Genomic DNA, 13778 nt, shown 5'->3' with positions numbered 1-13778 from the left:
CAGTCCTCTCTAAAAGCACGTCGGCGCATCAAAGCCCCGGGCGCTCGCGCGGCCCGGGGCTCGATACGTCATCTTTATGAAGCGTGGATTACTTCTCGATGATGGCGAGCACGTCACGGGCGGAGAGCACCAGGTACTCCTCGCCGCCGTACTTCACCTCGGTGCCGCCGTACTTGCTGTAGAGGACGATGTCGCCCTCCTTGACGTCGAGCGGGATACGCTTGTCCCCGTCCTCGTCCCAGTTGCCGGGGCCCACCGCGAGGACCTTGCCCTCCTGCGGCTTCTCCTTGGCGGTGTCCGGGATCACGAGGCCGGAAGCGGTGGTCTGCTCGGCCTCAAGCGGCTGGACCACGATGCGGTCGCCGAGCGGCTTAACGGGAACCTTGGTGGCGGTCGTCACGTCGGACCTCCCCTTCAGATTTGGATGATCTAGAAGAGGCGACCAGCGGTCTGCCGTCGCGGGTGTCAGACCTGCCTCGTCGCATATTTATTGGCACTCTCAAGGGGAGAGTGCCAATACGGAACAGTATGCAAGGAGGGCTTGACAGTCAACACGAACCGCCCTTGTGCGCTTCCCGCGAACGTCGGTCCCCCGGCGTCGAGGGGTTCCGGCCCGCGCGGACCTGGCCTCCGGACCGAGCCGGACCGAGCCGCCGGACCGAGGCGGAGGGCGGCACCTCGGCCAGGCGGTAACGTCGGACGGCGTGGACCTTGACGCATTCCGGGAGCTGCTGACGCCGCGCGGCCAGGAGGCCCTGGGGGCGGCGGCCGAGATCGCGGGCGACGACCCGGTGGCGGCGGTGACGCGGCTCCGGAAGACCTACGACGCCGGCCTGACCTCGGCGGCGCTCACGCAGGCCACGCTCAGGCGGCGGGCGAGGGAGAAGTTCGGCGCCGACGCCGATCTCATGTATTTCACCCCGGGCGGCCTGGAGCAGTCCACCCGCCGCGAGGTCGCCGACCACCGGGCCCGCCGCATCGCCCCGGGCTCCCGGGTCGCCGACGTCTGCTGCGGCATCGGCGGGGACCTCCTGGCGCTGGCCAGGGCCGGATGCGCGGTGGAGGCCGTCGACGCCGACCCGCTCACGGCCGCGGTCGCCCGGGCCAACGCCGACGCCCTCGGGTTCGGGGACCGGGTCTCGGTCCGCGCGGCCGACGCGGCCACGCTCGACCCGGCCGCCTTCGACGTCCTGTTCGCCGACCCCGCCCGCCGTACCGCGCGGGGCCGGACCTTCGACCCGATGGCCTACTCGCCGCCCTGGCCCGACGTGCTGACGATGGTGGCACGGGCCGAGGCGGCCTGCCTGAAGGTCGCCCCCGGCATCCCCTACGAGTTCATCCCCGCCGGGGCCGAGGCCGAGTGGGTCTCCTACAAAGGCGACGTCAAGGAAGCCGTGATCTGGTGCGGCGGGCTGGCCGGCGGCGCGGAGCGCAGGGCCACGATCCTGCCGGCGGGCGCGACGATGACGCCCGACCCGGCGCTCGGCCCGGCCGGGCACGGCCCCGTGGGCCGCTACGTGTACGAACCGGACGGCGCGGCGATCCGGGCCCACCTCGTCGCGGAGATCGCCGCGATGGTCGGCGGCCGCCTGCTCGACCCGCACATCGCCTACATCACCGGGGACGCCGCCGTGCGGACGCCGTGGGCGTCACGGTACGAGGTCCACGAGGTGCTGCCGTTCTCGCTCAAGCGGCTGCGGGCGGCGCTCCGCGAGCGCGGGGTCGGCAATGCGACGATCAAAAAGCGCGGTTCCGCGGTCGATGTCGAACGCCTGCGGAAAGACCTGCGACTATCCGGTGACGGCTCGGCGGTCGTCATTCTCACCCGGATTGTCGAAAGGCCGTTCGCCCTCATCTGCACCCCTTCTTGACCTGCCGAAACCGCGAATCCAGACATTCCATCGGCAATCACGATCTTTTAAATTCCGCTCCGAAAAACCTTGATCCAAAGGCTAGGGTTGCCAGGCGGGAGTTCTTCCCCGCCTGCGGTTCGACCGCGTTCGCCAGCAAAAAAGGACCAACCCCACCGCGCGGCTGACCGTCGGCGGGTGAAGGAGCTCTCGGTGGATCACTCCGACCACACCCTGCTCCAGGCAGGCAGTCAGACCGCCATCTCCGACCGGATGCGCGAGCTCCTCGCCCGGGCCGCCCAGGACCACGTGTACGAGCAGCGCACCCAGGGCGCCGTGCTGGATGAGATCCGCCAGCGCCTGGAGGGCATGGAGTGGCTGCTGCGGGAGGTCAGGGAGCGCGAGCTCGGCGGGCTGGGCGGGACGCTGGAATCCGTCCACGGCCGCCTGGACGACATCGCCGTCCGCCCGCCGGCGTGGGCCGAGGGCCTGGCCCAGCACGTCGAGGCGGTCCGCGACCACGTGGACGCCGTGGGCGAGCGCGTCGGCTCCCTCGGCCAGGGGGTCGAGACCGTCCGCGACCGGGTCACGCCCATCGGCGAGCTGCCGAGCCTCTGGGCCGACGTCGGCACCGTCGGCGAGAGCGTGGACGAGGCGCTCGTCCGCCTCCAGTCGATCGCCGACGGCACCCAGGGCGTCGGCGACCTGGTGGGCGACCTCGCCGAGCGCCTCGGCCGGCTCCAGGCCGGCATGGAGGCCGCGGCCGGCCGTTTCACCCGCCTGGACAGGTCGCTGGCCGAGCTCGCCCAGCGCGCCGAGCGCCTGGAGTCGGGGCTGCTCGGCCTGTCCGCGAGCGTGCGGGAGAGCGTCGGCGAGGCGGCCGAGCGCCTGCTGGCCGCGGTCGAGCAGGTCAACGGCCGGGTCGAGCTGCTCACGACCCGGACCGACGGCCGCTTCGACGCCCTCGACGAGCGCCTCGACGACGTCGAGGGCCGCGTCACCGGCCGGGTCGACGCCGTCGGCTCCCGCCTGTGCACGCTGGAGGGCCACGCGGAGAAGCTCGGGCTCCGGCTGGAGGGCGTCGACGACCACGTCGAGACCGTCGGCCGGCGCGTCGACGGGCTGCCCGCCGTCCTGAACGTCGGCGAGCTCATCGACGCCCAGAGCGCCGATCACGCCGGCCGGCTGGCCTCCCTGGACGAGCGCGTCGTCCAGACCCAGGCAGCCCTCCTCCCCCTGGCCGACATGCTCCGCGCCCAGCCCGACCGCGAGCAGCTGGCCGAGGCCCTCGGCGAGGCCGTGGAGCCGGCCCGGACCGACCTCACCCGCCACCTGAGCGCCCTTGAGGAGACCATGCTGGCCCTCGCCGAGGCGCTGCTGCGCCCCACCCGCAACGACAAGGACTGACCCCGTACGGCGGCGCCACCGCCGCGGACTCCGCCGGCGGGAGCGTGGACGGCCGGAGCCGCGAGGTCACACGTGGACGGTGGTGATCGGCAGTGAGGAGTCGGCGGGGATGTCCAGCGGGGACGGGGTGATGCCGGCCGCCACCAGGTCGGAGCCGAGCGCGGCCACCATGGCCCCGTTGTCGGTGCACAGCCCCGGGCGCGGGACGCGCAGCCGTACGCCGGCCGCCTCGCAGCGCTCCCGGGCGAGGGCGCGCAGCCGGGAGTTGGCCGCCACACCGCCGCCGATCAGCAGGTCCCGGACGCCGTGCTCGCGACACGCCTGCAGGGCCTTGCGGGTCAGCACGTCGACCACGGCCTCCTGGAACGACGCCGCCACGTCGGGCACGTGGATCGGCTCGCCGGTCCGCTCCCGCGCCTCCACCCAGCGCGCCACGGCGGTCTTCAGCCCGGAGAAGGAGAAGTCCAGCGTCCCGTCGTCGTATTTGCCGCGGGGGAAGGCGATGGCGGTGCCGGAGCCGTCCTGGGCCGCGCGGTCGATGTAGGGGCCGCCGGGGAAGGGCAGGCCGAGCACCCGGGCCACCTTGTCGAACGCCTCGCCCGCGGCGTCGTCGACCGTGGAACCCAGCGAGATGACGTCCTTGGCGACGTCGGGCACCAGCAGCAGGGAGGAGTGGCCTCCCGAGACCAGCATGGCGATGCACGGCTTGGGCAGGGCGCCGTGTTCGAGCTGGTCCACGGCCACGTGGGCGGCCAGGTGGTTGACGCCGTACAGCGGCAGGCCCAGGCCGAGCGCGTAGGCCTTGGCGGCGGCGACGCCGACGAGCAGCGCGCCGGCCAGGCCGGGGCCGGCGGTCACCGCGATCGCGTCGATGTCGGTGAAGCGCAGGCCGGCCTGCTCCAGGGCCCGCTCGACGGTCGGGGTCATCGCCTCCAGGTGCGCCCGGGAGGCCACCTCCGGCACCACGCCGCCGAACCGGGCGTGCTGCTCGACGCTGGAGGCGATCGCGTTGGCCAGCAGGGTGTGCCCCCGGACGATGCCCACTCCGGTCTCGTCGCAGGAGGTCTCGATGCCCAGGACTAGAGGTTCGTCACGCATTGAGGTCCTTCTTCATCGTGATCGCGTCGGTGCCGTCCTCGTAGTAGCGGCGGCGCAGGCCGATCCGCTCGAACCCGAAGCGGTCGTACATCGCCTGCGCGTCCGGGTTGTCGGCGCGGACCTCCAGGAACACCGAGTGCGCGCCCCGCCGTACGGCCTCCGCCAGCAGTTCGGTCAGCAGGGCCGCGCCGATCCCGGCCCGGCGCCGGTGGGCCGAGACGGCGATGGTCTGCACGTCCGCCTGGTCCCCGGCCGCGAAGAGCCCGGCGTAGCCGACGATCTCCTTGTCCACCAGGGCCACCACGTAGTGCCGGGTCCGCGGCTGGTCGTCGAGCTCGCCGCGGAGCATGCCCTCGCTCCACGCGTCGCGCGGGAAGGTCTTCCGCTCGATCTCCAGCACGGCGGGCAGGTCGTCGACGGTCATCAGGCGCAGCGCGGCGGTCATGCGGAGACCTTCTTCGGCGCCGAGGGCACCTGGGCGTCGGGGCGGCGCAGGTAGATCGGGTGGGGCAGGCTCAGCACGGGGTGCGTGCCGCTCTCCACGACCTCCCGGACGTCGGACCCGGCGAGCTGCTCGGCGGCCAGCGCCGCCATCGCCCCCGCGGAGGGGTACTGCGGCGCGTCGGCCAGGCGGGAGGGCCCGACGACCTCGGCGTACATCCGCGCGCCCGCGCCGACGAGCGGGAGCTCCGCGGGCAGGTCCTGCGGCCTGTCCACTGCGGGGCCGGACAGCCGGACCCGCGGGTCCTCGTAGTGCCCCCAGAACACCTCCTTGCGCCGCGCGTCGGTGGCCACCAGGAACGGCCCGGTCAGCCCGCTGCCGTAGGCGACGGCGTCGAGCGTGCACACGCCGTAGGCCGGGACGCCCAGTGACGTCGCGAGGGCCTGGGCGGTCATCAGGCCGACCCGCAGGCCGGTGTAGGGGCCGGGGCCGGAGCCCGCGACGACGGTGGTGACGTCGCCGAGCGAGACTCCGGCCTCCTGCAGGACCGTCTTGATCGTGGGTACGAGCAGCTCACCGTGGCGGCGCGCGTCAACGGTCGCCGACTCGGCGAGGACCCTCTCACCGTCGTGCAGGGCTGCGGTGACGGCGGGGGTCGCGGTATCAAAGGCCAGGACCAGCACGGACAGTTAGCCTAGTCCGTCCCGGGGCACCAGGGCCCACTCCGCTCCACCGGTCCGTCCCGGAGCCGCTCCCGGCACCGGCCTGACCGGCGCCGGGAGCGGCCGGCACCGCCGCGCGACGGGTCCGCCGGCAAACGCGTGGACGTGCCACGCCGGGGTCGCTAACCTGTGCCCATGTCCAGCCCCGAGGCGTCAAGACTCTAGCCACCGGACTTCCGGTGGCCATCCACGCCGACGTATCGCAGTCCTGCCGCCCCTGAGGCCGCGGGCGTCGTCGGCTGTGCCCACTGTCACCGGATCACCGTAGTGCGGGCTGTGTCCGGCCTGGACCGTGCGTCACCTCCGTGACGCCGGCAGGCCCTTCCGCGCGCAGGCCGCGCCCTCCGGCCGGACGGTCGTCATCCGCGACGCCGATCCGGGGGCCGCTGCGGCCTGCCGCTTCCTTACCGATCCGCGATGTGGTTGCGGAGTTGTTGTCATGCCGTTCGTTCTTTACCTGCTCGGACTCGCGGTCTTCGCTCAGGGGACCTCCGAGTTCATGCTGTCCGGCCTCGTGCCGGACATCGCCCGGGACATGCACGTGTCCATCCCCACCGCGGGGCTGCTGACCTCGGCGTTCGCGGTGGGGATGGTCATCGGCGCGCCGCTGATGGCGATGGTGAGCCTGCGCTGGTCACGGCGCCGCTCGCTCCTGACCTTCCTGGTCGTCTTCCTGCTCGTCCATGTCCTCGGCGCGGTCACCACCAGCTACGGGGTGCTGCTGGCCACGCGGTCCGTCGGGGCGCTGGCCAACGCCGGATTCCTGGCGGTGGCCCTGGCGACCGCGACCGGCATGGTCGCGCCGGACGCCAAGGGCCGGGCCGCCTCCGTCCTGCTCGGCGGCGTCACCGTCGCCTGTGTCGTGGGCGTCCCCGCCGGCGCGCTGCTCGGTCAGCTGTGGGGGTGGCGCTCGGCGTTCTGGGCGGTGGCCCTCGTGTCGGTGCCGGCCCTCGTCGCGATCCTGCGGTCGGTGCCGGCCGGCGACTCCGGGACCGCCCCCACGAGCGCGCGCGGAGAGCTGCGCTCGCTGCGCAGTCCGCGGCTCCTGGTGACCCTGCTGCTGGGGGCCCTCGTGAACGGCGCGACGTTCTGCACGTTCACCTACCTCGCGCCGCTGGTCACCAGCGTCACCGGGATCGGACCCGCGTGGGTGCCCGCCGTACTGGCGCTGTTCGGCCTGGGGTCGTTCCTCGGTGTCACCGTCGGCGGCCGCTACGCCGACGTGCGGCCCGTCCCGCTCCTGGTGGCCGGCGGGGTGGCCCTGCTCATCGGCTGGAGCGTGGCAGCGGTGACCGCCGGGGACCCGGTGGTGACGATCGTGCTCGTCTTCGTCCAGGGGACACTCTCCTTCGCCGTCGGGTCGACGTTGATCTCGCAGGCGCTCTACGCGGCGGCCGAGGCGCCGACCCTGGCCGGCGGGTCCGCCACGGCCGCGTTCAACGTGGGCGCCGCGATCGGTCCCTGGCTCGGTGGGACCGCCATCGGCGCGGGGCTCGGCTACCGCTCGCCGCTGTGGGTCAGCGCGCTGCTGGTGGCTCTCGCACTCGTCACGGCCGGCCTGGCCCGGGGGGTCTGGCGCAGGGCGGCGGACCAGCGCGGGAAGGCGCCGGCGACGGCTCGGTAGCCGGACAGGCGTGAGCCCCGGGGCGGTCCGTCCTGGGGCTCACGCCTCCCTGTACGCCTTCCTCCGCCTCCCTGTACGCCTTCCCCCGTCAGCCCACATGTTTCCCCCGTCAGTCCCACATGTCGCCGCCGCCGTCCCGGCCCTGGCTGCCGCCGGCCCGGTCCTGCGGTCAGGCGTTCTCGCGGGCCGGCTTGACCAGGGTGGCGTAGACGATCACGTTGTCGCGGTATTCGTGCTTGTCCCAGTCGAAGTCGCCGCCGCAGGTGATCAGCCGGAGCCCGTCCTCCAGATAGACCTTGTCCGCCGGGAAGCGCTCCTTGCTCACCCGCTCGACGGAGTCCACGCGATACTGGGCGACCCTGCCGTCACTGCGCGCGACCTTCACGACCTGCCCCTCCCGGATGTCCTTGAGCCGGTAGAAGACCGCGGGGTCGGTCTTGGTGTCCACGTGCCCGAGGATCACCGCGGAGCCCTGGTCGCCGGGGACCGCGCTGTCCTTGACCCAGCCCGCCGTGTCCGGCTTCTCGTACGGCGGGAGCTCGATCTGGCCGTCGGTCACGCCGAGCTTCATCAGGGGTGCCTTGATGCCCAGCGACGGGATGTCGATGCGGCTGGGCACGACCGAGGGCCGGACGGGCGGCGTGTCACCGCCGCCGCCCCGGTGGAAGGCGACCATGACGGCACCGGTGACGAGCCCGGCCACGATGATCCGTGACCAGCGGGGGGATTCGGCCATCGGGTGTCACGGACGGCGTCGGCGCACGGCCACGAAGCCGATGCCGCCGGCGAGGACCGCCGCCACCAGGGCCCAGGTCACACCGGACGGCATGCCCCCGTCCTGGGGGCCGCCGGCCGCGGTGCCGCCGCCGCCCGTGCCCGGCGCGTGGGTGCTGATGACGGTCCGGGTCGGCTTGGAGGTGGGGGTGTCCTTCGGGGTCGGCTTGACGTCGGTCACGATCCTGAGGCTGGCCTTGCCGGTGTCGTTGGTCCCCTCGCACCGGGCGTTGACGTCGTAGACCCCGGCCGCGCTACCGGTGGCGACGGTGGCCTGGCCGCGGACCCACGGCTTGGCCACGGGGGTGGCGCTGGCCGAGGGCACCGGGGTGGGCGTGGTGAGGATCGGATCGAGCGTGACGGGTGTGCGGAAGATCTTGGACGAGGCGGTGCCGCGGTGCTCGGGCCCTCCCTGGGGGATCGGGCAGTTGGCCAGCACCCACACCTTCTGTCCGGCCTTGACGCGGGCCGGCTGGAGCTGGACCTCGATGTCCTGCCTGCTGATCCCCGACCCCGGGGCGGTGGGCGAGGCGGTCCCCGCGGGAGCGCCCGAGTTCGCCTGGGCCGTGCATCCGACCATCCCGGCCATCCCGAAAAGGGTGATGGCCCCTAGAACCGCGATACGTCTGACCCTTGGCACCGTCGCACTCCACTCCGCAGTCCGGCCGACGACCCTCACCCGGCACAACTTCCCACCACTTCCCCATTAAACATGGGCGAAAGCGTCAGAGTCGATCTTCGACGTTGTTGATCTACATCAAGTGGGATGTAGTGCCAGAGTGCCAGGATTCCCGCGGTTACGGGGGTGAATCAGACGACGCCCTCCCATCGGGCGCCGATCCCGCGGAGCCGTACTGTCCGTTCCTCCCCGGATTCGCCCCGTTCGATGGAGATCTCCAGACGGTCCTCGGTGAGCCCCTCGACCAGGCCCTCACCCCACTCCACGACCGTCACCGAATCCTCCAGCGAGGCGTCCAGGTCGAGGTCGTCGACCTCCAGGTCGCCGCCGAGCCGGTAGGCGTCGGCGTGCACCAGCGCGGGGCCGCCCGCCAGCGAGGGGTGCACCCGGGCGATGACGAAGGTCGGGGAGGTGATCGGCCCGCGCACCTTGAGCCCGTCGGCGATCCCCTGGACCAGGGTCGTCTTGCCCGCGCCGAGCGGCCCGGACAGCACCGCCAAATCTCCCGGGCGGAACAGCCCGGCCAGCTCCGCGCCCAGTTCGCGCATCTCTTCGGCGGTCGCCACGATTCTCACTGCTTGATCACTCCTGTCGATGGTCACGCCCGCCGGAGCCCCCGGGGCGGCTCCGGCGGGCACGCTCACGCCCCGGGGCCCGGCCTCACCGCTCGGCGCCGCCGGCGACGGCGCCACCGGCGGCGCCGTCGGCCGCCGCCCGCTTGAGCAGGTCGCGCAGCGCGTCGTTGACGACGGTGGGCCGCTCCAGCTGCACCAGGTGCGAGCTGTCGGGGACCTCGGTGAACTGGGCGCGGGGCAGCGCCTCCGCCATCGCCCTGCTGTGGTCCACCGGCGTCAGCCAGTCCTTGTCGCCGACCATGATGGAGGTGGGCAGGCCGTCCAGCACTCGCAGCGCGTTCAGCTTGTCGTGCGACATCAGCGCCGGGTAGAAGTCGGCGATCACCTCGAACGGGGTGGAGCGGATCATCGACTCGGCGAAGTCCACCACCGTGGGGCTGACGTTCTTGGAGTCGCCGAAGCCCAGATGGCGCAGGGCCAGGAAGGCCACGTCGTTGCCCGCCTCGCGGCCCCGGTCGACCAGCGTGCCGTTGCGGCCCAGCACCGACACCGTGCCCGGAGTGATCTTGTGCACCGCCTTGGCCAGCAGCGCGGGCAGGCCCAGCGAGAGCTCGGCCAGCTTGCCCGAGGAGGTGGAGATCAGCGCGACGCCCTTGATCCGGTCGCCGAACAGCTCGGGGTGCCGGTCGGCCAGCGCCATGACCGTCATGCCTCCCATGGAGTGCCCCACCAGCACGCACGGCCCGGGCACCAGCGCGTCGATCACCTCGGCCAGGTCGCCGCCGAGCCGGTCGATGGTGGAGTCTTCGGCCGTGGTGCGCGGCGAGCGTCCGTGGGAGCGCTGGTCCCACAGGACCAGCCGGTAGGAGTCGCGCAGGTCGCGCCGCTGGTAGTGCCAGGAGTCGAGGTTGAGGGTGTAGCCGTGGCACAGCACCACGGTCAGCGGGGCGTCCTCGGGTCCGTCCACCTCGGCGTAGAGGGACACGCCGTCGGAGGTGACGACCGTGGCCGGCCGGCCACGCAGCTCGCCCAGCGGCTCGTTCGCCTCCAGGTCGGGCCGGAGCCTGATGCGGCCGACGGCGTATCGCTTGGCGAGGGCCGCGGCGGCCACCCCCGCTGATGCCACACCGACGATCGCGCCCGCGATTCCGACCCTGCGCCGTGTGGTAGTGCTCATGCGACCCCCTGGGATGCCTCTCACCGGTGAACGCGTGGGACCCGCGAACCGATCCTGGTCACGATCTCATGCGTGATCGTGCCAAGGGAATCCGCCCACTCCTGCGCGGTCGGCTCGCCCTGCGAACCGTCGCCGAACAGGATCACCTCATCCCCCTCCTTCAGCGGGTCGTCCCCCATGTCGATCACGAACTGGTCCATGCAGACCTGCCCGGCGATCCGCCGCCGCCGGCCGCCCGCCAGCACCTCCGCCCGGTTGGTGGCGTGCCGCAGGACGCCGTCCGCATACCCGAGGGGGATCAGGCCAAGCGTGGTCTCGCGATCTGTCACGTAGAGGTGCCCGTAGGACACCCCCGAACCCGCCGGGACCCGCTTGGCCAGCGCGGTCCGCGCCACCAGGGTCATCGCGGGACGGAGGCCGAAGTCTCCGAGCTCGGGCACGGGGCTCAGGCCGAAGACCGCGATGCCCGGCCGGATCATGTCGTAGCGCGCCTGCGGCAGCGTCATCGCCGCCGCCGAGTTGGCGATGTGCCGGAGCACGTGGGAGCCTCCGGCGCCCGCCTTCTCCGCGATGACCAGGGCCTCGTCGAAGACGGCGAGCTGGGCGTCGACGGACGGGTGGCCCGGGATGTCGGCGCAGGCGAAGTGCGACCAGAGCCCGGCGACCTCGACCGTCCCCTCGGCCTGCCGGGCCATGGCACGGTCCACCAGCGCGGGCCATTCGTCGAACGCCGCGCCGCCGCGGGTGAGGCCGGTGTCGGCCTTCAGGTGCACCCGGGCGGCCCGGCCCGCGCGGTGGGCGGCCCGGGCGATCTCGTCCACCAGCGCCGGGGTGGCGGCCGACAGCTCCACCTCCTGGGCGACCGCCTGGTCCAGCGGCTCGCCGGGCGGGATGATCCATGACAGGATCGGCGCGGTGATCCCCGCGGCCCGCAGCTCCAGCGCCTCACGGATGTAGGCGGTGCCGAGCCGGGTGGCCCCGCCCTCCAGGACGGCCCGGCTGCAGGCGACCAGCCCGTGCCCGTAAGCGTCGGCCTTGACCACAACCATCGTCTCGGCGCCGGGAGCGTGCTCTCTGAGCAGGGCGATGTTGTCCCGGATCGCCGAGAGGTCCACCCGTGCCTCGGCCGGGTTCATCGGGAAACTCATCTTTTCAGTCTGGCAGGTCAGCCGTCCCCCTGGAGCCGACCGGTGAGCGATTTGATGACTATGGGTAAGGATTCGACCACATCCCAGGCTGAGAGCGGGCCGTTGTGCCCCGCCGTTCCGTGCAGGTGGGCGGCGCAGGAGGCCGCGTCGTAGGCACTGAGTCCCCCGGCCAGCAGCATGCCCGCGAGCCCGGCCAGCACGTCGCCGGTGCCGCCGGTGGCCAGCCAGGGACTGCCGGTGAGATTGATCCTGACCGGCAGCCCCTCCTGGGCGACCAGCGTGGTCGAGCCCTTCAGCAGCACGGTCACGCCCAGCTCCGACGCGGCCCGCCGTACGTGTTCCAGCCGCCGGGCCTCGATCCGCGCCCGCGGCACCTCCAGCAGCCGGGACAGCTCGCCCGCGTGCGGGGTGATCAGCACCGGCGCGGCGCGGCGGAGCAGCGACCTGTCCTGGGCGACCAGTGTCAGGCCGTCGGCGTCCACGAGGACCGGGACGTCGCTCGCCAGCACCGACCGGGCGACGGCGAGCGCCTCGGGCCCGGTGCCGAGCCCGGGGCCGAGCACCCACGCCTGCACCCGGCCCACCTCGTCGATCCCCTCGCCCGGCCGCAAGGGCGTGATCACGGCCTCCGGCCAGCGGGCCCGCACCTGGGCCACCGGCTCGGCGACCCCCGCGTAGCGGACCAGGCCCGCCCCCGCCCGGACCGCCCCGCCGACGGCCAGCACCGCGGCGCCGGTGTAGCGGTGGCTCCCGGCGGCGATGCCGACGACGCCCCTGCGGTATTTGTCGGATTCCGCGTCCGGCCTGGGCAGCATCAGCGCCACGTCGGCGTCGGTCAGCGCGGTCGCCTCGGGATCGGGCAGGCATGGCCCGAGCCCGATGTCGACGGACTCCACCCGGCCCGCGTTCACCGCGCCCGGGTCGACGAGGAGGCCGACCTTGCGGGCGCCGAACGTCACGGTGACGTCCGCCCGGACCGCGGCCCCGTCGACCTGCCCGCTGCCGGCGTCCACGCCGCTCGGCACGTCCACCGCGACCACCGCGCCGGGCGCCTCGCCGGCCAGCTCCGCGAGGGTGGCGTAGGGCTCGCGCAGGGGGCCCGACCCGCCGATCCCGACCAGCCCGTCCACGACCAGGTCAGCGGCCTGGATGAGCCCGCGGGCCACCGCGGTGCCCGCCCCGCCCCCGGACGCGGCCCCCGGCGCCTGCGCCCGGCCGTCCGGACAGTCCTCCCCCTCGCCTCCGGCCGGGGCGCCGTGGAGATCCGCCACGCCGCCCCCGGACGCCACGGGGGCGCGGAGGTCGGTCACCCGGCCCCCGGCCCGCCGCAGGGCCGCCAGCCCGGCTCGGTGGACCCGCGTCCCGGCGAGGATCGCCTCCACCCTGGCCCCCCGGGACGCGAGGCGCGCCCCGGCGTAGAGGGCGTCGCCCCCGTTGTCACCGCTGCCGATCAGTAGCACGACGCGGGAGCCGTACACCCGGCCGAGCATCCTGGCGCAGGTCACCGCGAGGCCGGTGGCCGCCCGCTCCATCAGCGTGCCCTCGGGCAGTCTGGCCATCAGCGCCGTCTCGGCCGCCCTGATCTGATCGGTGGTGTACGCGCTCAGCATGGTTCTGACGCTATCCCCCGCCGATCACCGGCGCGTGCTCCGGCAGGGCCGATCCCCGCGCGTCCGGGACGGGCGGGGCCGGGGACAGGGTGGGACGGTCGCCCGCGCGTCCGGGACGGGCGGGGCCGGGGACAGGGTGGGACGGTCGCCCGCGCGTCCGGGACGGGCCGGATCCTCCCGCGCGCCTGGACGGGTCAGCCCTCGGCGATCACGTAGGCGACGGCCACGCCTCCGTCGTGCGTCAGCGACACGTGCCAGCGCGTCACGCCGAGCGCGGCCGCGACCTCGGCGACCCGGCCGCTCACGTGCAGCTCCGGCCGGCCGTGCTCGCCGGTCCGCACCTCGGCGTCCAGGTGGGCCAGGCCCGGAGGCGCGCCGAGCGCCTTGGCCACCGCCTCCTTGGCCGCGAACCGGGCGGCCAGGGACTGCACGGCCAGCACCCGCTCGACGTCGGTGAACAGCCGCGTCCGCAGCGCGGGGGTCCGCTCCAGCGTCGCCTCGAACCGGGCCACGTCCACGACGTCCACGCCGATGCCCACGATCACGGCTCCAGGCTAGCGGAGCCCGCGCGCCGCGGCCCTCCCCGGCGGCCGTCCGGGAGGGCCGGTCCGCACGGCGATCCCGGTCTTTTCCCACTTTCCCGGACGGGTAATCCAGAGACGTTGTCCACAG

General features: G+C 73.5%; 14 protein-coding genes. 3 read left to right on the top strand and 11 right to left on the bottom strand.

The window, feature by feature from the left end:
- Positions 1–88 precede the first annotated feature (88 nt).
- Positions 89–400: a co-chaperone GroES gene (gene groES / locus ACZ6R6_RS20140; RefSeq protein WP_012887898.1), complete on the bottom strand. Its 312-nt coding sequence runs from the start codon at positions 398–400 to the stop codon at positions 89–91.
- 304 nt (positions 401–704) lie between these two features.
- Between groES and ACZ6R6_RS20135 the strand changes: the two genes are divergently transcribed.
- Positions 705–1871: a class I SAM-dependent methyltransferase gene (locus tag ACZ6R6_RS20135; RefSeq protein WP_470095312.1), complete on the top strand. Its 1167-nt coding sequence runs from the start codon at positions 705–707 to the stop codon at positions 1869–1871.
- A gap of 192 nt (positions 1872–2063) precedes the next feature.
- Complete coding sequence (locus ACZ6R6_RS20130) at positions 2064–3257, top strand: hypothetical protein (RefSeq protein WP_470095310.1); 1194 nt, start codon at positions 2064–2066, stop codon at positions 3255–3257.
- A 66-nt stretch (positions 3258–3323) separates the two neighbouring features.
- Here ACZ6R6_RS20130 and tsaD read toward each other — a convergent pair whose 3' ends face one another.
- From tsaD to tsaB, 3 genes are read right to left on the bottom strand one after another with little or no spacing between them, the layout of a single operon-like run.
- On the bottom strand, positions 3324–4355 hold the full coding sequence (gene tsaD / locus ACZ6R6_RS20125; RefSeq protein WP_451931668.1) for a tRNA (adenosine(37)-N6)-threonylcarbamoyltransferase complex transferase subunit TsaD: 1032 nt from the start codon (positions 4353–4355) through the stop codon (positions 3324–3326).
- A complete protein-coding gene (gene rimI, locus ACZ6R6_RS20120) occupies positions 4348–4800 on the bottom strand; it encodes a ribosomal protein S18-alanine N-acetyltransferase (RefSeq protein ID WP_470095308.1) in 453 nt (150 codons plus the stop codon). The genes tsaD and rimI overlap by 8 nt, the downstream gene beginning before the upstream one ends.
- On the bottom strand, positions 4797–5480 hold the full coding sequence (tsaB, locus tag ACZ6R6_RS20115; protein ID WP_470095306.1) for a tRNA (adenosine(37)-N6)-threonylcarbamoyltransferase complex dimerization subunit type 1 TsaB: 684 nt from the start codon (positions 5478–5480) through the stop codon (positions 4797–4799). Before tsaB ends, rimI begins: the two co-directional genes overlap by 4 nt.
- Positions 5481–5958: 478 nt before the next feature.
- Here tsaB and ACZ6R6_RS20110 point away from each other — a divergent pair, with 478 nt between their 5' ends.
- A complete protein-coding gene (locus ACZ6R6_RS20110; RefSeq protein ID WP_470095304.1) occupies positions 5959–7143 on the top strand; it encodes a Cmx/CmrA family chloramphenicol efflux MFS transporter in 1185 nt (394 codons plus the stop codon).
- A gap of 169 nt (positions 7144–7312) precedes the next feature.
- Here ACZ6R6_RS20110 and ACZ6R6_RS20105 read toward each other — a convergent pair whose 3' ends face one another.
- The 7 genes from ACZ6R6_RS20105 to ACZ6R6_RS20075 all read right to left on the bottom strand — a co-directional run bounded on the left by ACZ6R6_RS20105 (position 7313) and on the right by ACZ6R6_RS20075 (position 13651).
- Entirely contained in the window at positions 7313–7879 is a 567-nt protein-coding gene (locus ACZ6R6_RS20105) for a class F sortase (RefSeq protein WP_470095302.1), read from the bottom strand.
- Positions 7880–7885: 6 nt separating this feature from the next.
- The gene (locus ACZ6R6_RS20100) at positions 7886–8506 is read right to left on the bottom strand and encodes a hypothetical protein (RefSeq protein ID WP_470095301.1); all 621 of its coding nucleotides are present in this window, start codon (positions 8504–8506) and stop codon (positions 7886–7888) included.
- Positions 8507–8727: 221 nt separating this feature from the next.
- The gene (gene tsaE / locus ACZ6R6_RS20095; RefSeq protein ID WP_470095300.1) at positions 8728–9171 is read right to left on the bottom strand and encodes a tRNA (adenosine(37)-N6)-threonylcarbamoyltransferase complex ATPase subunit type 1 TsaE; all 444 of its coding nucleotides are present in this window, start codon (positions 9169–9171) and stop codon (positions 8728–8730) included.
- Positions 9172–9256: 85 nt separating this feature from the next.
- Positions 9257–10348: an alpha/beta fold hydrolase gene (locus ACZ6R6_RS20090; protein ID WP_470095298.1), complete on the bottom strand. Its 1092-nt coding sequence runs from the start codon at positions 10346–10348 to the stop codon at positions 9257–9259.
- Between the two features lie 20 nt (positions 10349–10368).
- A complete protein-coding gene (alr, locus tag ACZ6R6_RS20085) occupies positions 10369–11496 on the bottom strand; it encodes an alanine racemase (RefSeq protein ID WP_470095296.1) in 1128 nt (375 codons plus the stop codon).
- Between the two features lie 17 nt (positions 11497–11513).
- Complete coding sequence (locus tag ACZ6R6_RS20080) at positions 11514–13106, bottom strand: NAD(P)H-hydrate dehydratase (RefSeq protein ID WP_470095294.1); 1593 nt, start codon at positions 13104–13106, stop codon at positions 11514–11516.
- Positions 13107–13300: 194 nt separating this feature from the next.
- Entirely contained in the window at positions 13301–13651 is a 351-nt protein-coding gene (locus ACZ6R6_RS20075; protein WP_306859531.1) for a holo-ACP synthase, read from the bottom strand.
- Positions 13652–13778: the final 127 nt, after the last annotated feature.

It is taken from the genome of Streptosporangium sp. NPDC048886, assembly GCF_055586905.1.
Note: the sequence above shows the minus strand (reverse complement) of the source record. Positions and strands in the feature narration are given on the sequence as shown.

Coding starts and splice junctions, on each gene's coding strand:
- tsaD (WP_451931668.1), bottom strand. CDS start 4,355: ATGCGTGACGAACCTCTAGTCCTGGGCATCGAGACCTCCTGCGACGAG.
- rimI (WP_470095308.1), bottom strand. CDS start 4,800: ATGACCGCCGCGCTGCGCCTGATGACCGTCGACGACCTGCCCGCCGTG.
- ACZ6R6_RS20110 (WP_470095304.1), top strand. CDS start 5,959: ATGCCGTTCGTTCTTTACCTGCTCGGACTCGCGGTCTTCGCTCAGGGG.
- ACZ6R6_RS20105 (WP_470095302.1), bottom strand. CDS start 7,879: ATGGCCGAATCCCCCCGCTGGTCACGGATCATCGTGGCCGGGCTCGTC.
- ACZ6R6_RS20100 (WP_470095301.1), bottom strand. CDS start 8,506: ATGGCCGGGATGGTCGGATGCACGGCCCAGGCGAACTCGGGCGCTCCC.
- ACZ6R6_RS20090 (WP_470095298.1), bottom strand. CDS start 10,348: ATGAGCACTACCACACGGCGCAGGGTCGGAATCGCGGGCGCGATCGTC.
- alr (WP_470095296.1), bottom strand. CDS start 11,496: ATGAGTTTCCCGATGAACCCGGCCGAGGCACGGGTGGACCTCTCGGCG.
- ACZ6R6_RS20080 (WP_470095294.1), bottom strand. CDS start 13,106: ATGCTGAGCGCGTACACCACCGATCAGATCAGGGCGGCCGAGACGGCG.